Raw genomic sequence first — 17,350 nt, 5'->3', positions numbered from 1 at the left:
CTGCTCAGTGCACCGACTGCCCCTTGCCGAGGGCGATCACCCCGGACTTCGACACGGTGTAGAGCTCCGCGTCGCGGCCCGGGTTGACGCCGATGGTCGCGCCGACCGGGACCTCCACGTTTTTGTCGAGGACGGCGCCGCGTACCACCGCTCCTCTGCCGACCCGTACGTTGTCGTGCAGGACCGAGCCCTGGACGACCGCGCCGTCCTCGACGACGACGCCCGGTGAGAGTACGGAGCGGGTGACCTGGCCGCGGATGACGCAGCCGGGGCTGACGATGGACTCGGCCGCGATGCCGCCCGCGCAGAACTTGGCGGGCGGCAGCTGGCCGGGGTGGGTGTAGATCGGCCAGCGGCGGTTGTCGAGGTTGAAGACCGGGGTGTCCGAGATGAGGTCCATGTGGGCCTCGTAGTAGGCGTCGAGGGTGCCGACGTCGCGCCAGTAGCCGTGGTCCCGGTCCGTCTCCCCCGGCACGTGATTGCCGTCGAAGTCGTAGAGCTGGGCGACGCCTCGCTCGGTGAGCATCGGCACGATCGAACCGCCCATGTCGTGCGCCGAGTTGGCGTCCTCGGCGTCGGTCGTCAGCGCGTCGACGAGGACCTTCGAGGTGAACAGGTAGTTGCCCATCGATGCGAACACCTGGTTCGGGGTGCCGGGCAGCGGCGGCGGATCGGTCGGCTTCTCCAGGAAGGCGTCGATGCGCGTGCCGTCACGGGCCGGCGTGATGATCCCGAACTGGGACGCCTCCCCGCGCGGCACCCGGATGCCCGCCACCGTGACGCCCGCGCCCGACTCGATGTGCTGGGCGAGCATCTGCCGCGGATCCATCCGGTACACGTGGTCGGCGCCGAACACCGCGATGTAGTCCGGCTGTTCGTCGTGGACCAGGTTGAGGGACTGCAGGATCGCGTCTGCGCTGCCCGAGTACCAGCGCGGCCCGAGTCGCTGCTGGGCCGGGACCGGAGTGACGTAGTTGCCGAGCAGGCTCGACATCCGCCAGGTGGTCGTGACGTGCCGGTCCAGCGAGTGCGACTTGTACTGCGTCAGGACGCAGATGCGCAGGATGTCGCCGTTGACGAGATTGGACAGGGCGAAGTCGACCAGGCGGTACGTACCGCCGAACGTCACCGCGGGCTTCGCCCGGTCCGCGGTGAGCGGCATCAGCCGCTTGCCCTCCCCACCTGCCAGCACGATCCCGAGCACCGAAGGTCCGCCGCGCATCCCAACCCCCCTGTGATTCACGTACCGTTGAGAATCTCCTGGTACACGTCGACCGTGCGCCGGGCGATCGCGTCCCAGCCGAACTCCGCCGCCGCCCGCTCCCGACCCGCCTCTCCCATCGCCCGCGCCGCACCGGGATCGGCGACCACCCGGTTCAGGGCGACCGCGAGCCCCGCCTCGAAGGCCTCGGGCTCCGCGGCCGCGTACGGGACGAGCAGCCCCGTCTCGCCGTCCGCGACGACCTCGGGGATGCCGCCGACCTGCGAGGCGACCACCGCGGTGCCGCAGGCCATCGCCTCCAGGTTGACGATGCCGAGCGGCTCGTACACGGAGGGGCACGCGAACACCGAGGCGTGCGTGAGCAGTTGGATGACCTCGGCGCGCGGCAGCATGGCGGGGATCCAGCGCACCCCGTCGCGCGTGGCCTTCAACTCGTCGACCAGCTCCCGGAACTCGCGCCCGACCTCCGGAGTGTCCGGCGCGCCCGCGCAGAGCACGACCTGGACGTCCTTCGTCAGCCCCTTTGCCGCGCGCAACAGATGGGGCACGCCCTTCTGCCGGGTGATGCGGCCGACGAAGAGGATGTAGGGGCGCTGCGGGTCGATGTCGTAGCGGCGCAGCACGTCCGTGCCGGCGTCCGCGTGGTAGAGCGAGACGTCGATGCCGTTGTGCACGACACGGACCTTCTTCGGCTCCAGGGCCGGATAGCAGGCGAGGATGTCCTTGCGCATCGCGTGCGACACGGCGATCACGCCGTCCGCGGCCTCGATCGCGGTCCGCTCGGCCCATGCCGACAGCGCGTAGCCGCCGCCCAGCTGCTCGGCCTTCCAGGGGCGCAGCGGCTCCAGGGAGTGCGCGGTCATCACGTGCGGTATCCCGAGGTGCAGCGCCGCCAGATGCCCGGCGAGGTTCGTGTACCAGGTGTGGGAGTGCGCGAGGTCGCGGCCTTCGAGTGCCGCGGCGATGGCCAGGTCCACGGAGAGCGTGCGCAGCGCGTCGTTCGCCCCGTCGAGCGCGGGCCAGGCCCGGTGCCGGCGCACGCCGTCGGCCGCTCCCTCGCCCCACGTGTGCACCTCGAGGTCGACGAGGGGGCGCAGCTCGCGCGCCAGGAACTCCACGTGCACTCCGGCACCGCCGTAGACATCCGGCGGGTACTCCCTGGTCAGCAGTCCCACACGCACGCGCGGCCCCCGTAGTCGTCGGTCGGCGACACTCGCTCCGGATCGCTGTTCGAAAGCGCACCTCATGGTCACCCATGGAGGGCCCGTGCGGAAGAGCGCGGACCGTAACGGGCCCGAGTCTCCCCCGGGTCCCTGGGGCACCCGCCCTGGGGATGAATCAGGATGCGGCCTACTCCAACGGGAGTAGGACCCAATGCGTGCTCAAGTCGGACGACAGGGAGAGGTGAAAAGAGCGATCGTAGAGAGTATGAGAAGCGACCGTGCGCCACGCTGCACCCCCAGGGGCGCCTCATGAGCGACCTGGTGCTTTCCGTGCTGCTCTCGCTCGTCTCCGCCGTCGCGTACGCGGGCGGGGCGATCGTGCAGGAGCGCGTGGCCGTGACGTCGCCCAAGGCGGCGTACGCCCCCCTGCGCCGGCCCGCCTGGTGGGGCGCCGGATGCCTGAACGGCCTGGGTGCGCTGCTGCACGTCGCGGCGCTCGCCTTCGGCCCCCTCAGCGTCGTACAACCGCTGGGCGCCCTGACGATCGTGCTCGCCCTGCCGATGTCGGCGCTCCTGGTGGGGCGCAGGGCCGGGGCGACGGCCTGGCGCGGCGCGATCATGGCGACGGTCGGCCTCGCGGGGCTGCTCTCGCTGACCGGGTCCACGACCGAGCAGTCACTGGACGGGACGCAGCGCCTGTTCGTCGGTCTGATCACGGTGGGCGGCGTGCTGACCCTGATGTCGTCGGCCCGCGTGGCGCACCGGCACCCCGTGGTGCGCGCGGTGCTGCTCGCGGTGGCGGCCGGCGGCGCGTTCGGCATGGCGTCGGTGTTCACGAAGTCCGTGACCGAGGACTGGACCGGGCAGCCGCTGGAACAGCTCGCCACGCTCCTCGCGATCGCGGGCCTGGCCGTGACCGGGATGCTGCTGTCGCAGGCCTCCTACCGGGGCGCAGGGCTCGCCGCACCACTGGCGACCGCGACGGTCGTGAACCCCGTGGTGGCGGCGACCATCGGCCTCACCATGTTCGGCGAATCGTTCCGGTACGGCACGATCGGCACGATGCTCGCGCTCGCCTGCGGCGTCGTGGCGGCGGGCGGCCTGATCCTGCTGACGACGGAGCGCATCGGGCGCGGCCGCCGGTCGCGCGCCTCGGTCGTCACCACCCTCCCGCACGGAGCGTCACCGGTGATCCCGCCCGTGGTGCCGGACAGCCCGGCCGGGCTCGACTCCGTGCCGCTGCCGCAGCGCGCGCCGGGCCCCCGGCAGAAGCCGCCGTGCGGGGGCTGGACGGCCGAGGACATCCGGTCGTCCTGATACCGGCCCTGAGGCCTCTCGGACGCTCAGAGTCCCTGAGGCCTCTGGGACGCTCAGATCCTGACGCCGCGGGCCCGCAGATACGCCAGCGGGTCCACGTCACTGCCGAAGCCGGGCCCCGTCCGCACCTCGAAGTGCAGATGCGGGCCCGTGCTGTTGCCCGTGGAGCCGGAGCGTGCGATGCGCTGGCCCGCGACCACGCGCTGGCCGCTCTTCACCGTCAGCGCCGACAGGTGCCCGTACTGGCTGTACTTGCCGTCGGCGTGCCGGATCACCACTTCGTAGCCGTACGAGCCGCCCCAGCCGGCCGAGACGACGTGCCCTGCGGTGATGGCCTTCACGGAGGTCCCTGTGGGCACCGCGAAGTCGACGCCCGTGTGGTAGCCCTTCGACCAGGAGGAACCGGCGGCGCGGTAGGGGGTGCCGAGGGACGCGGCGACGGGGGCGACGGCGTTGTGCGTGGTGGCCTTCGCCGTGTCGGACTTCTTGGCGACGGGTTTCTCGGAAGTCTTGGCGGCGGGCTTCTCGGCGACGGGCTTCGAGGCCTTCTTCGCGGTCTGCGCCTGCGTCTTGCCCTTCACCTTCCCCGGCATGCCGAGGCGCTGCCCCGGCGTGATCAGGTCCGGGTCGGAGCCGATCGTGGCGCGATTAGCCGCGTACAGCGCCCGCCAACCGCCCTTCACGGACCGCTCGGCGGCGATTCCGGAGAGGCTGTCCCCGCTGACGACGCGGTACATCTGGGCGCGTCCCGCCCGTGACTGCGGCGTGGCCTGCGGCCGCACGTCCGGCGTCGCGGTCGTGCGGGTGAGGTCCGCGCGCTGCGAGCACACCGGCCAGGCGCCGGGCCCCTGCCCCTTGAGCACCTTCTCCGCCACGGCGATCTGCTGGTCCCTGGTGGCGAGGTCGGCGCGCGGCGCGTACGCGGTGCCGCCGTACGCGGCCCAGGTGGAGCGGGTGAACTGGAGTCCGCCGAAGAACCCGTTGCCGGTGTTGATGCTCCAGTTCCCGGAGGACTCGCACGCGGCGACCTTGTTCCACGTGTGCGCGTCCGCGGCCTGCGCCGTGCCCGCGCCGACGATCGGTATCGCCATGCCCACACCGCCCACGGTCACGGTGAGCGACGCCCGATTGACCCGGCTCGGCTGATACCGGCGGTGCCGGCCGCGTAACGCCATGAATGCCCCCTCAGCCACACGTAGGAGCGGCAAATTAGCCGCTCCTACGTAAGTGGACAAGAGTGCCCCGAGCCACCTTGGCGGGATTCAGCCCCTCAAGTGCCCAGGAATCCAACGAAGTTGTGCGGCCTGCTGGAAGGGGCCGCCGCCCTCGTGGTCGTTGAACGTGTACACCTCGATCGTCTTCTCGCTGCCCGCCCAGTGGTTGTACGCGCCGAAGACCGTGGACGGCGGGCAGGTCAGGTCCTCCAGGGCGGCGGAGAACAGGGTCGGCGCCGTGGCACGCGCCGCGAAGTTGATGCCGTCGAAGTAGGAGAGCGTGCGGAAGGCGCGCTCGTCCTCGCCGATGTGGGCCTTGAGGTAGAGGGCGATCTCCCGGTACGGGTGACGCTCGGTGAGCGTGGCCGCGCGCCGGAAGTCGCACAGGAACGGCACGTCGGGCGCGGCAGCCCGCAGGTCGGGCACGAGGCCCGCCACGGCGATCGTGATGCCGCCGCCCTGGCTGCCGCCGGTGACGGCGACCCGCGAGGCGTCCACGAGCGGGTGCGAGCGGGCGGCGTCGACGGCGCGCACGGCGTCCGTGTAGACGCGGCGGTAGTAGTACTCGTGCGGGTCCTGGATGCCGCGCGTCATGAAGCCCGGCTGGGACGGCGTGGAGCCGACCGGGTCGGGGGTGTCGCCGACGCTGCCGCCGCTGCCCTGCCCGCGGGTGTCCATCACGAAGTGCGCGAACCCGGCGGCCGCCCAGCGCAGGTGGGTGTGCGGCAGGCCGCGGCCGCCTCCGTAGCCGATGTACTCGACAACGGCCGGAAGCGGCTCGTTCGCGCCTGCCGGAAGGACCAGCCAGCCCTTCACGGGATGCCCGCCGAAGCCCGCATACGTAACGTCGAATACGTCGACTGCCGTGTACGGGACGTCGACGGGCTCGAAGCGTGCGTCCAGGTCGTGCTCCCTGGCCTCGACCAGGGTCTTCTCCCAGAAGGCGTCGAAGTCGTCGGGGGCGGTCAACTCCGGCTGATAAGTACGCAACGCATCGAGTGACAGGTCGAAATGAGGCACGCACGGCTCCAATTTCGTAGAGAGTCCACGGTGGAGAGAATCCATGGTGGGGTCGGATCGCCAACCTAACGCGACTTCCCACCAGAAATGAACAAGATCTTTCATCTTCCGCAGGCACAAGCAACAGAAGCGACAGGAGCGGCAGGCATGAGCGACACAGCCCAGATCGGTGTCACAGGGCTCGCTGTGATGGGGCGCAATCTCGCCCGGAACTTCGCCCGCAACGGCTACACGGTCGCCCTTCACAACCGCACGGCGTCCCGTACGCACGCGCTGGTCGAGGAGTTCGGCGAGGAGGGCATCTTCGTACCGACCGAGACGGCCGAGGAGTTCGTGGCCGCGCTGGAGCGGCCGCGGCGCCTGGTCATCATGGTGAAGGCGGGCGAGCCGACGGACGCGGTGATCAAGGAGTTCGCGCCGCTCATGGAGTCGGGCGACATGATCATCGACGGCGGCAACGCGCACTTCGCGGACACCCGTCGCCGTGAGAGGGAACTGCGCGAGCAGGGCATCCACTTCGTCGGCACCGGCGTCTCCGGCGGCGAGGAGGGCGCGCTGCACGGGCCGAGCATCATGCCCGGCGGCAGCGTCGAGTCGTACGCCTCGCTCGGCCCGATGCTGGAGAAGATCTCCGCCAAGGCGAAGGACGGCGCGCCCTGCGTGACACACGTCGGCCCCGACGGGGCGGGCCACTTCGTCAAGATGGTGCACAACGGCATCGAGTACGCCGACATGCAACTCATCGGCGAGGCCTACCAGTTGCTGCGCGACGTGGCCGGGTACTCCCCCGCGCAGATCGCCGACATCTTCCGCACCTGGAACACGGGCCGCCTCGACTCCTACCTGATCGAGATCACGGCCGAGGTCCTCTCGCACGTCGACGAGGCGACCGGCAAGCCCTTCGTGGACGTCGTCCAGGACCAGGCCGAGCAGAAGGGCACCGGCCGCTGGACGGTACAGATCGCGCTCGACCTGGGCGTGCCGGTGTCCGGCATCGCGGAGGCGGTGTTCGCGCGCTCCCTGTCCGGGCACGCGGAACTGCGCACCGCCTCACGCGAGTTGGCGGGTCCGACGGCCGTGGCACTGAGCGAGTCGGAGGCCGCCGCCTTCGCCGACCGCGTCGAACAGGCCCTGTACGCCTCGAAGATCGTGTCGTACACGCAGGGCTTCCACGAGATCTCCGCGGGCAGCGAGGAGTACGACTGGAACATCGACTCCGGTGCGGTGGCCCGGATCTGGCGCGGCGGCTGCATCATCCGCGCCGCGTTCCTCGACCGGATCACGGCGGCGTACGAGGCCGAGCCGAACCTGGTCTCGCTGCTGTCCGACAAGGGCTTCGCCGACGAGATCGCCGCGGCGCAGGACGACTGGCGCTCGGTCCTGGTCGCGGCGACCACGCAGGGTGTGCCCACGCCGGGCTTCGCCGCCGCGCTCGCCTACTACGACGCGCTGCGCGCCGAGCGCCTGCCGGCCGCGCTCACGCAGGGCCAGCGGGACTTCTTCGGCGCGCACACGTACCGCAGGGTCGACCGGGAGGGCTCGTTCCACACGCTGTGGGGCGGTGACCGCTCCGAGGTCGACGCGTAGCCGCTAGGCGGGTGAGGGCTCGGGCTCCGGTGGGTGTGGATCGGGGTCCGGGTCCGGGAGCGGCGGCGTCGGTGACGGCGAGGGCCGCGGCGAGGGCTCGGGCACCGGCGTCGGGAACGGGTCCGGCATCGGACCGGGATCCGGCCGGTCGGGACCGGGGCCGGGCCCGGGCGTGGGGGTCGGCGGGACGGGATCGGGGAACGGTTGGGTCATCGTTGGTTCCTCCAACGGTTCGGAGGGGACCTTTCCACTGTCTCCCGGCTCGCGTGCCCACGCCCGCCGAGTCCACGCCTACGACCCGTCGAGTGGCCGGCCGAGGTCGGCGAGCAGCTCGTCGAGCGCCTGCGTGAGGGCCTCGACGTTGGCCGGATCGAACCAGGTGGTGCGGATGCGTTCGTTGTTCCCGTTCGGCGTCTCGTGGTCGGCCGCGAGCCGGTTCAGGGAGCGGGTCCCGTCGCCCAGCGAGCGGCCGATGCCTTGGAAGAGGCCGCGGACGTAGCGGTCGGCGTCGTCGGGGGCGATGCCGTGGTCGGCGGCCCATGCGGCGAGCGTCGCGAGATACGCGTAGTGGGTGGTCAACGTGCCGGTCAGCGCGGAGAGAACGTTGAAGGCGGCCTCGTCCGCGACGGGCAGCGCGCCGCCCATCCGCGCGAAGAAGGCATCCACCTCCGGGTGCGAGGGGTGCACGACCGTGACGGAGCGGCGTTCGCGGATGGTCGGCAGGGGGATGGCGCGGACCAACGGGACGTCGGCGCCGAGCGTTCGACGCAGTTCGTCATTGCCGACGCCGGCCATCACGTTGACCACGACCCTGTCGCCGTCGATCCGTAGTCCGGCCACGGCGTCGTGCCAGTCCCGGCGGCGCACCGCGAGGAGCACCAACTCGGAGCGGTCCACCACCTCTTGGTTGTCGGCACACACCGTGACACCCGCGTACTGCTCGGACAGTGCCTCGGCCGTGCGGGCTCCCCGCGGGGAGAGGAACACCTCCGGCCAAGCACCGCCCTCGTGGCGCAGGCCCTCGACGACGGCCCGGCCGATCTCGCCCACCCCGATGATGCCGACGCGTCGCACCGTCTCCTCCTCCACCAACTGTCTCCTCCTCCATGGGTCCGTGATCACGTCGAGGCGGGTGCTGCGCGACGGGCCCGTCGCGCAGCACCTCGTTCAGTCCGCCAGGGCCGCACCGAGGAACTCGCGGATCTCCGTGCGGGCGGCCTCGGCCTGCGGTTCCATGCCCGGCAGGGAGAGGAACGCATGCTTCGCTCCCGGGTATTCGGTGAGCCTCACGGGTGTCCCGGCCTCCCGCAGTCGTTCGGCGTAGCGCCGGCCGTGGTCGGCCACCGCGTCCTGGGTCGGCACCACCACGAGCGCCGGCGCGAGTCCGCCCAGGTCGTCCGCGTACAGCGGCGAGTACGCGCGGGCATCGATCCCCGGCGGGACGGACAGTCGCCGCAGGAAGCGCAGGAGCGGCAGGGCGCGGGTCGGGCTGTACGCGTACTCGGCCGTCGAGGAGTGGTCCTCCATCGTGTCGGTCACGTCGACCGCGGGGTTGACGAGCACCTGCGCCCTGAGCCGCAGGCCGGCCTCGCGGGCCCGGATCGCGCTCAGGGCACTGATCAGCCCGCCGAAGCTCTCGCCGAAGACGGCCGTGCGCGCCGGGTCGACGCCCCACTGCCCGGCGTTCCGCACCACGTGCCGCAGCACGTCCCAGCCGTCGTCGGCGGCATGCGGGAGCGTGCTGTCCTGGGCGACGAGGCGGTGCTCGACCGAGACGACGACCGCGGGGAGCCGGGCGGCGAGGTGACTGTTGGCCCAGTCGCACTGCGCCGCCGTACCCACGAAGCCTCCTCCGTGCACATGGATCACGAGCGGCAGATCGACCCGGCCGCCGGCCTCCGCGTCCCGGGTCGCCGCCGGCCGGTACACCCGGACAGGCAGGTCGCGGCCAGGCAGCGCCACGTTCCGCCAGTCGACGACCGCGTCCGGGTCCGGCTCGCCGAGGACCACCCGAGCCGCACGGGACGCCCTGAAGCGGTTCTCCGCCTCGCGGTAGGCGATCAGTTCCTCGTTGGTGATCGCCGAGAAGTCCGGCTCCGGCGGCCGCTCCACAGCAGTGGTCTCACTCATGTCCCGTCTCCCCTGCGTCTGTTCGCTGCTTCGTCTCTTCGCTGCTCCCGATCGGGAGGCCCGGTCGGGCATGTGTCCTTAGTATGCACGCGGTGCGTGCATAACCAAGTGCATGACTGAAAACTACGCTCAGTGCAGTGCCGAGTGCATGGCCATGTGCATGAGCTAGGCTCGGCCGGGACGAGAGGGGAAAAATGGCAGCCCGAAGGCGCTGGTCGACCGAGGAGATCCTGGACACGGCGGCGGAGCTGCTGCGCACGAGCGACGCCGAGTCGTTCAGTGTGCGCAAACTCGCCGGCGCTCTCGGGACGGACTCCTCCAGCCTGTACCGGCACTTCCGCAACAAGACGGAGCTGCTGCGCGCGGTCGCCGACCGCATCCTTGCGGCCGCGATGGAGGGCTACCGCCCCGAGGGTGACTGGAAGCAGCGCATCACCGCGACGGCCCTGCGTCTGCGGGAGTCCTTCGGCGAGCACCCTCAACTCGCCGCGGTCTGGGGGCGCTACGCGTCCGGGGGTGCCGGCTCCCGGCTGGTCATGGAAGAGGTACTACAGGCCTTGCGGACCTCGGGCCTGCCCGATGAGGAGATTCCGGCCCGCTACCACCGGATCGTGATCCTCGTCGCCTCTCTGATCGCCTCCGAGGCGGGCATCGGCAGCCTCACCCCCGGCGAGTACGAGCAGGGCATGGAGCAATTCCGGGTCGCGGTGCTGGGTGCCGACCCCGAGCGCTTCCCCGCCCTGGCCCACTTCGCCCGCGAGATCCGCCCCCTCGGGGCCGACCGCGGTGCGGCGTTCGACGAGATCCTCGCCGCCCACCTCGCCCGGATCGAGGCCGCGATTCCCTGACGCGGGCGGGGTGGTGCGGCGCGTGAGGACCGGGCCGATTCTCAGCCTTCGGTGCGGCGCAGCCGTACGACGGGAATGTCGCGGCTCGTCTTCTTCTGGTAGACCGCGTAGTCCGGGAACAGCTCCACCAGGGAGTCCCACACCCGCGCCTTGTCCTGCGGCGACAGGGTCTCGGCGCGCGCCGTGAACCGCTCGGTTCCCACACGCAGCCGGACCTCGGGGTTGGCCTCAAGGTTCAGGTACCACTGCGGGTGCTGGTCCGAGCCGCCGTACGACGCCACGATCAGCTGGTCGTCACCGTCCGTGCCGTAGATCAGGACGGTGCGCCGCCACTGGCCGCTCTTGCGGCCCTCGTAGTCGAGGAGCAGGCACGGGGCGCCGTGGATGCTGGTGCCCTTGGTGCCGCCGGACTCCTCGTAGGTGCGGGCCTGTTCGGCGACCCAGCCGGTGGGGCTGATGACGACGTCGGTGCCGGGGTCGGTCATGCGGACTGCCTCCTGGTTCGGGGAGCCGGCCGGTCGCGCCGGCGGGCTCCCGGGTTCCGGGTAACTCCCTTCAAGCTAAGCGTTATTGGCGCTCGCGCATTCCGACGCGGCGGCGCCGAGTCCGGGGCGCGGGCTGGAGAGCACGGGCAGGGCGGTGTGGGCGCGCTCGGCGGCGTCGGTCAGGGAGGCCTGGGCCAGGACGATCACGTCGGCCTCGGCGATGCCGTCGATGGCGGTGGCGACGAGCGCGAGATACCCGTCCCTGTCCCCGGCGAGGAACAGCTCCCAGGCACCCTCGACGAACACGGTGCGCACGTCCACCGCGCGCCCGGCCCGCCGGGCCTCCTCCTCGACCAGGTCGACCGTCGGCCCGAAGGTGCTGCGCACCGTGGCGACCACGGCGATCCGCTCCCCCTCGGCGACGGCCCGCGCGGCCATCGGCCGGTCCACGCGCAGCACGGGCACACCGGCGTCCGCTGCGAGGCCCTCCGCGACGGCGCCGAGCGTGGAACACGTGCACAGCACGGCGTCCGCCCCGTCGGCGACGGCCGCGACGAGCAGCTCCCGGACCTCGTCGGTGACGGCCTCGGGTCCCTCGGCGCCGGCCCGCACGAGCAGTTCCTCGCGTACGACGTGACGCAGCTCCAGGCCCGGGTGGTCGGCGTCGCGCAGGGCGTCGAAGACCGGCACGTGGACGGGCGAGGTGTGCACGAGCGTCAGGTTCATGACCGGCACCCTATGCGCGGATGATCACCGGGCGCAGGGCCGTCTCACCACTTGTCGGGGTCGGCCTCGACGGCGGCCTTCGCGGCGAGCAGCAGGTCCGCGGAGGCCTCGGGCGCCTCGCCGGGGTGCCGCTCGGCCCACCGGACGACGAACGGGCACAGCGGAGCCACGGCCACCGACTCGGCGGCGGCGATGCCGTACAGCTCGCGGGTGAGCGAGCCCGCGATCCCCTTGCCCTCGTGTTCCGGCTCCACGACGGTGTGCACCGCAACGAGGGCCCGCTCGGGTTCATCAAGGACGAAGTACTGGATGCGGCCGACGACTTCGCCGCCGGAGCGGGCCTGCAGCAGCCCGTGCTCGCGGTCGTCGCGGATCTCGATGTCACTCATGGGCTCTCCTGCGTCGTGGGCGACCCCGGTCGGCCTGCACGACACACGGCCGCGCGTCGCGGGCCTCGGCCTCCTCGACCCGACCGTAACTGATGATCGCGATGTCAGGTCACCGCGTACGCGATGTCGCGCACCGCCGTCCGCGGGTGGGTGAAGCAGCCGAAGTGGCCGCCGTCCAACAGGCGAGCCTCCGCCGTGTTGTCGGTGACGGTGTGCCAGGCGCGGTCGGTGTCCTGCGAGAGGTCGTGGTCGTCCGTCCCGCGCACCGAGGTCAGCGGCACGCTCAGTGGCGGGCCTGTCGTGGGGCGGTAGTCCGTGAGGAGCGCGAGGTCGGCGGTCAGGGTCCGAGTGGCCAGTGTGGCCGTCTCGGTCGTGGTCAGGTCGGGGGTGTCCAGCCACTGGGGAGGCGTGTCGGCCTCCGCGCGGCAGGCGGCCGCGGCCTCGGCAGGGGGCGGGCTCCCGGAGACGATCAGGCGGCGCGGCTGCGGAAGGCCGAGCAGTGCGAGGTGGCGGCAGGTCTCGTAGGCGACGACGGCTCCCATGCTGTGGCCGAACAACGCGTACGGCTTGTCGGCCGCCCATTGCAGGGCGAAGGCGATCTGCCGCGAGAGTTCACCGAGGCCCGACGGGTACGGTTCGCCGACGCGGTCCTCACGGCCCGGGTACTGCACGGCCCACAGCTCGCACGCGTCGGGCAGATGGGGCAGCCAGCGCCGGTAGACGCTCGCCGCTCCCCCGGCGTGCGGGAAGCAGACGAGGCGGACGTCGGCGGTGGGAGAGGTTCGCAGCGGGCGCAGCCAGCGGGCCGCGGGCCCGGCCGCGGCGGTCATGACCGGCCCGCCGCGGTGGCGGTGTGCGCGGTGTCGACGGCGCGTGCCATGTCGGCCAGGGTGGCCGAGGCCTGGAGTTCGCGCAGCGGGATCTCGGTGCCGAAGCGGTCGTTGACGGCGAGTGCGAGGCGCATGGTGAGCAGGCTGTCGGCGCCGAGGTCGTAGAAGTTGTCGTGGCGGGAGGCGGGGGCCGGGCCGAGCACGCCTGCCCATTCCTGTGCGAGGGCCTGCTCCGTGCCGGGCCGTGGTGGTTCCTGTGGCGTGGGTTCGCGTGGCGGCGCCGCCCAGGAGATGAGCTGTTTGCGGTCGACCTTTCCGTTGCCGTTCAGGGGGAGTTCGGGCAGCAGCAGGTAGTCGGCGGGCTGGGTGTAGGAGGGTAGCCAGCGCCGGGCGTGGTCGCGTACGTCGTCGAGGTCCACGCCGTCGCCCTGGGGCACGAGGTAGGCCACGATGCGGCGGCCCGCTCCGGTGCCGGCCAGGACGGCGACGGCCCTGCCGACGGCCGGATGCCTGCCCAATACCCCTTCGATCTCGCCGAGTTCGATGCGGTACCCGTTGAGTTTGATCTGGTGGTCGGCGCGGCCGAGGAACTCCAGGACGCCGTCGGGCCGGTAGCGGCCGAGATCTCCCGTCAGGTACCAGCGCATGCCGTCGCGCTCGACGAAGCGTTCGGCGGTGCGGTCCGGGTCGGCGCGGTAGCCGAGGGCCACGCCGGTGCCGCCGATCCACAGTTCGCCGGGCACCCAGTCCGGGCAGTCGCGTCCGTAGGCGTCCACGGCCCGGTAGTGCTGGTTGCGCAGCGGGGTGCCGTAGGGCACGGACGGCCAGTCGGGGTCGGTCTCGGTGACTTCGTGGAAGTTGGAGTAGACGGCGCCTTCCGTCGCCCCGCCGCAGGCCACGAAGTGGCAGGAGGGCAGCAGGCGGCGCAGGCGTCCCGGCAGGTCGGTGCCGATCCAGTCGCCGCCGGTGAACACCAGGCGCAGGCTGTCGGTCGCGCCGCGCAGCTCGCCCGCGGTGATCAGCATGTCGAGCAGTACGGGGACGGAGTCCCAGACGGTGACGGCATGCGTCTCGATGAGGCGGAGCCATGCCTCGGGGTCGCGTCGTTCCTCGGGGCCGGGCATGACGACGCGGCCGCCCGCCATCAGCGGACCGAAGATCTCGTAGACGGACAGGTCGAAGTCGAGCGCGGAGACGGACAGACAGCAGTCCGCGGGGCCGACGCGCCAACGCCCGTTGAGGTCCTCCAGGGAGTTCACGGCGGAACGGTGGCTGACCTCGACACCCTTGGGGGTGCCGGTGGAGCCGGAGGTGAAGATGATGTACGCGGGCGCCTCGCGGTCACCCAACACCGGTGCGGGCAGCAGTGGTTGGGCAGGATCGAGGGCGGCCTGCCACGACAGACGCAGCGGCCCGTCGTCGGGCCGCCGCTCACCGGGCGTCGCGGCGTGCTCGGGATCACATATCACCACGCGCGCCCCGGACACCCCGAGCACCTGGCCCCTGCGCTGCTCGGGCTGTTCGGGGCCGATGGGGACGTAGCAACCACCGGCCGCCAACACGCCCAGGGCCGCGGTGACTTGGGCCTCTCCCGAGGTCAGACAGATCCCGACGGGTTCGCCGCCGCGCACCCCGAGGTCGCGCAGGCGGGCCGCGAGACGCAGCGCACGCTCGGCGAGCTCGCCCCGGGTGAGGGTCGTGTTCTCGTGGTGCAGGGCGGGAGAGGTGGCGTCGGTGGCGGCCAGTTCGAAGAAGCGCTCGTGCAGCAGCAGCCCGCTCTCGGGCCCGGTGGTGTCGTTGACCCGGGCGCGGGTCTGGCGCTGGCGCGCCGGAAGCCGCTGCGGGACCGGCGAGCTCCAGTCACGGTCGGCGAACGCCCGCAGCACGTCGTCGCAGTACTCGGTCATCGCGTCGAGCGTTCCGGGCAGGAACACCTCCTCCACGGCGTCCCAGGCCAGCACGTAGCCGTCCGCCGGATCGTCGGAGACGGGGTGGGCCAGACAGTCGAGCCAGACCTGCGGAGTGTGCGAGAGCATCCAGGTCAGCGAGCCGAACCGGCGCGTGAACCGGCGGGAGACCCAACTGTGTTCGAGTTCCGTATAGACGACGCCGAGCATGCCCGTGCGCTGCCCGTGGCCGCGCGCCGCCTGCTGGAAGTCGTCCACGGTGGGCGCTTGTGCGCGCAGCACGCCCTCGGAGCCGTGGGCGAGTGCGCGGAGGTCGGCCGGCGCTCCACCGGGCACCCGGGCGGCCGTCAATCGGCTGAAGTCGCCGACGGTCCGCTCCAGTTGGGGGTTACCACCGGGCCGGTCGAAGGTGGGGGTGTTGAGGACGAATCCCGCCGCCGGGTCCGCCTGCCAGCGGTGCAGGGTCGCGCAGAACGCGGCGAACGGGACGGCCCGCGCGGAGATGCCGCAGGCCCGCGCCCGGTCCTGGATACGCCGCCACACCGCGCCCGGCACGGTCACCTGGCGCCGGGTGAACCGGGGGACGCCCGCCAGTTCCTCGGGTTCGGTGGCGTACGGCAGCCGGGGCGCGGTGCGCGGCGCGGAGGTGCCGTCGCCGCCCTCGCCGGTCCGGCGCTCGTCCCGCTCCCCGTTGTCGTCGGAGCTACGGCGCCGGTGGTCCGCGAAGTCGGGTGACACGTGCGGGAGTTCACCGTCGTACAGCGCGACCAGGTCCTCGAAGAGTACGCGGATGGCCACCGGGTCGGCCGCCAGCAGGTCGATGTCGGCGTGCAGCCGGGATCCGCCGCCGGGCAGGAGGGTGAGGCCGAGGTCCATCATGCGTCCGGCGGCGACGTCCAGGCGGCGGTGCGCCATCCGTTCGCGGATGCGGTCCAGTTCGCCCGCGACGGTGGCGGGGTCGGCGCCGCGCAGGTCGTCGACGACGAGCCGGCCGGTCGGCGACGCCAGCGGGGCCCCTTGGTCGAGGCCGTTGAACGCGGTGCGCAGGGACACGTGCCGTTGCTGGAGCCGGTGGTAGGCGTCCTGGAGCCGGGTCTGGTCCGGCGCCCGGTCGTGGTCGAACTCGAAGGTCATGTGGCAGCCGGTCCCGCCGAGCGGTGTGCCGTCCTGGCGGCCCAGCAGATACGCCCGCTGGACGTCGGTGAGCGGATAGGGGGCGAGGTGGGAGGCGTAGGAGGTGTGGGGGGCCTGCGTCATGAAGTCCTCTCCAGTCGGTCTGCGGCCTGGGCCGCGGCGACGAGCGTCTCGGCGCCGCGCCGCACTTCGTCGTCCGTCACGGTCAGCGGCGGCATGACCCGCACGCAGTTCCCGGCGCTGCCGCCAAGACCCACCAGGAGCCCGCGGGTCCGGCACTCCTCCTGCACGGCGGCGGCCGTCGCCGGGTCCTGGAACGCGACCGCGAGCAGCAGCCCCCGCCCCTGCACCCGCCGTACGCCGCCGACGCCCGCGAGCCCCGTCTCCAGGAGGCCGCGCAGGAGATGCCCTGCCGTGTGCGCCCGGGCCGGGAGGTCACGGTCCTCGATCACGTCGAGGGTCGCGAGCGCGGCGGTCGTGGACAGCTGATTGCCGCCGAACGTCGAGATCGACGGCATCGGCAGGCAGTTCATGACCTCACGCCGTCCGACGACGCCGCCCAGCGTCAGCCCGCCGGCCAGGCCCTTGGCGAACACCAGCAGGTCCGGCCTGACGTCGTCGTCCCACTGATGCCCCCACCACCGTCCGGTGCGCCCCCAGCCGGTCTGTACCTCGTCGCAGATCAGCAGGGCTCCGTGGGAGCGCACCGCGCGGGCGTAGGCGGCGAGTTGCCCGTCGGCGAGCGGGACCGCCCCGGCCACGCCCTGCACCGGTTCGGCGATCAGCGCGGCCACCGGACGGTCCGGCTCGCTGTCCAGAACCCGCGTCAACTCGCTTACTCCATGGGCAACTTGATGCTCGTCCGCCACCTCGCCGGGCCCGTCCTGCGGCGGGACGTCCGGCACGAGCTCGACCCGCAGCGGGGTGCGTCCCGCGCCGTGCCAGCGGTGGTCCCCGGTCACGGCGAGCGCGCCGAACGAGCGGCCGTGATAGCTGTGCCGCAGCGCCACGACCCGGCCGCTTCTCCGGTGCTCGGTGGCCAGCAGCAGCGCCGTCTCCACGGCCTCGGTGCCCGAGCAGGTGAAGAACACCACCGCGTCGTCGATCCCGGACAGTCGCGCGATGCGCTCGGCCAACTCCACCTGGGAGGCGATGAGATAGAACGTCGAGGTGTGCACGACGCCGGTCCGCAGCTGCCGCTCGACGGCCTCGCGCACCTCCGGTACGTCGTAGCCGAGCAGGTTGACGGCGATGCCGGAATAGAAGTCCAGGTACGTACGGCCGTCACTGCCGCGCACGGTCCGGCCGCTGCCCGACACGATCTCCAGCGGCTCCCGGTACGACAGCGGGGACCAGGGCGGCAGGACCGCCCGGTGCC

The 17,350-nt window shown here is 72.0% G+C and carries 15 protein-coding genes; 3 read left to right on the top strand and 12 right to left on the bottom strand.

The features are described from left to right. Nucleotides 1–4: 4 nt before the first annotated feature. Together glgC and glgA are read right to left on the bottom strand one after the other, a co-directional pair. Nucleotides 5–1,222: a glucose-1-phosphate adenylyltransferase gene (glgC, locus tag OG746_RS22665; RefSeq protein ID WP_266717297.1), complete on the bottom strand. Its 1,218-nt coding sequence runs from the start codon at nucleotides 1,220–1,222 to the stop codon at nucleotides 5–7. 17 nt (nucleotides 1,223–1,239) lie between these two features. Continuing rightward, nucleotides 1,240–2,397, bottom strand: coding sequence for a glycogen synthase (glgA, locus tag OG746_RS22660; protein WP_266719120.1), 1,158 nt, complete (start codon nucleotides 2,395–2,397; stop codon nucleotides 1,240–1,242). Between the two features lie 297 nt (nucleotides 2,398–2,694). Here glgA and OG746_RS22655 point away from each other — a divergent pair, with 297 nt between their 5' ends. After that, nucleotides 2,695–3,702 carry a DMT family transporter gene (locus tag OG746_RS22655; protein ID WP_266717295.1) on the top strand — a complete coding sequence of 336 codons (1,008 nt, stop codon included), beginning with the start codon at nucleotides 2,695–2,697 and terminating at the stop codon, nucleotides 3,700–3,702. Between the two features lie 53 nt (nucleotides 3,703–3,755). On the opposite strand, the gene OG746_RS22650 is transcribed toward OG746_RS22655, so the two are convergent. Both OG746_RS22650 and OG746_RS22645 read right to left on the bottom strand, forming a co-directional pair. Then, nucleotides 3,756–4,877, bottom strand: a complete 1,122-nt coding sequence (locus tag OG746_RS22650; protein ID WP_266717293.1) for a transglycosylase family protein — start codon at nucleotides 4,875–4,877, stop codon at nucleotides 3,756–3,758. Between the two features lie 87 nt (nucleotides 4,878–4,964). Beyond that, nucleotides 4,965–5,936 (bottom strand): acetylxylan esterase, encoded by a 972-nt coding sequence (locus tag OG746_RS22645; RefSeq protein ID WP_266717291.1) that lies wholly within the window; start codon nucleotides 5,934–5,936, stop codon nucleotides 4,965–4,967. A 147-nt stretch (nucleotides 5,937–6,083) separates the two neighbouring features. On the opposite strand from OG746_RS22645, the gene gnd reads away from it, so the two are divergent. Then, nucleotides 6,084–7,523, top strand: a complete 1,440-nt coding sequence (gene gnd / locus OG746_RS22640; protein ID WP_266717289.1) for an NADP-dependent phosphogluconate dehydrogenase — start codon at nucleotides 6,084–6,086, stop codon at nucleotides 7,521–7,523. Nucleotides 7,524–7,814: 291 nt separating this feature from the next. Here gnd and OG746_RS22635 read toward each other — a convergent pair whose 3' ends face one another. Together OG746_RS22635 and OG746_RS22630 are read right to left on the bottom strand one after the other, a co-directional pair. Then, on the bottom strand, nucleotides 7,815–8,612 hold the full coding sequence (locus OG746_RS22635; RefSeq protein ID WP_266717287.1) for an NAD(P)-binding domain-containing protein: 798 nt from the start codon (nucleotides 8,610–8,612) through the stop codon (nucleotides 7,815–7,817). A 78-nt stretch (nucleotides 8,613–8,690) separates the two neighbouring features. Continuing rightward, nucleotides 8,691–9,653 (bottom strand): alpha/beta hydrolase, encoded by a 963-nt coding sequence (locus tag OG746_RS22630; RefSeq protein ID WP_266717286.1) that lies wholly within the window; start codon nucleotides 9,651–9,653, stop codon nucleotides 8,691–8,693. A gap of 194 nt (nucleotides 9,654–9,847) precedes the next feature. On the opposite strand from OG746_RS22630, the gene OG746_RS22625 reads away from it, so the two are divergent. Next, nucleotides 9,848–10,501, top strand: a complete 654-nt coding sequence (locus tag OG746_RS22625; protein WP_266717285.1) for a TetR/AcrR family transcriptional regulator — start codon at nucleotides 9,848–9,850, stop codon at nucleotides 10,499–10,501. Between the two features lie 41 nt (nucleotides 10,502–10,542). Here the strand turns inward: OG746_RS22625 and OG746_RS22620 are convergent, their stop codons facing one another. From OG746_RS22620 to OG746_RS22595, 6 genes are all read right to left on the bottom strand, one after another. Then, nucleotides 10,543–10,986, bottom strand: coding sequence for a nitroreductase family deazaflavin-dependent oxidoreductase (locus tag OG746_RS22620; RefSeq protein ID WP_266717284.1), 444 nt, complete (start codon nucleotides 10,984–10,986; stop codon nucleotides 10,543–10,545). A gap of 75 nt (nucleotides 10,987–11,061) precedes the next feature. After that, nucleotides 11,062–11,712, bottom strand: coding sequence for an aspartate/glutamate racemase family protein (locus OG746_RS22615; protein WP_266717282.1), 651 nt, complete (start codon nucleotides 11,710–11,712; stop codon nucleotides 11,062–11,064). Nucleotides 11,713–11,756: 44 nt separating this feature from the next. Continuing rightward, nucleotides 11,757–12,101, bottom strand: coding sequence for a GNAT family N-acetyltransferase (locus OG746_RS22610; protein ID WP_266717280.1), 345 nt, complete (start codon nucleotides 12,099–12,101; stop codon nucleotides 11,757–11,759). Nucleotides 12,102–12,205: 104 nt separating this feature from the next. Then, complete coding sequence (locus OG746_RS22605; protein ID WP_266717278.1) at nucleotides 12,206–12,931, bottom strand: thioesterase II family protein; 726 nt, start codon at nucleotides 12,929–12,931, stop codon at nucleotides 12,206–12,208. Further along, nucleotides 12,928–16,095, bottom strand: coding sequence for a non-ribosomal peptide synthetase (locus tag OG746_RS22600; protein ID WP_266717276.1), 3,168 nt, complete (start codon nucleotides 16,093–16,095; stop codon nucleotides 12,928–12,930). Before OG746_RS22600 ends, OG746_RS22605 begins: the two co-directional genes overlap by 4 nt. Next, nucleotides 16,092–17,291 (bottom strand): aspartate aminotransferase family protein, encoded by a 1,200-nt coding sequence (locus OG746_RS22595; RefSeq protein WP_266717275.1) that lies wholly within the window; start codon nucleotides 17,289–17,291, stop codon nucleotides 16,092–16,094. The genes OG746_RS22600 and OG746_RS22595 overlap by 4 nt, the downstream gene beginning before the upstream one ends. Between the last annotated feature and the right edge of the window lie 59 nt (nucleotides 17,292–17,350).

Origin of the sequence: Streptomyces sp. NBC_01016, assembly GCF_026341035.1 — a bacterium.
Lineage (GTDB): Bacteria > Actinomycetota > Actinomycetes > Streptomycetales > Streptomycetaceae > Streptomyces.
The sequence above is the reverse complement of the archived record's forward strand: the minus strand, read 5'-3'. Positions and strand labels throughout refer to the sequence as shown.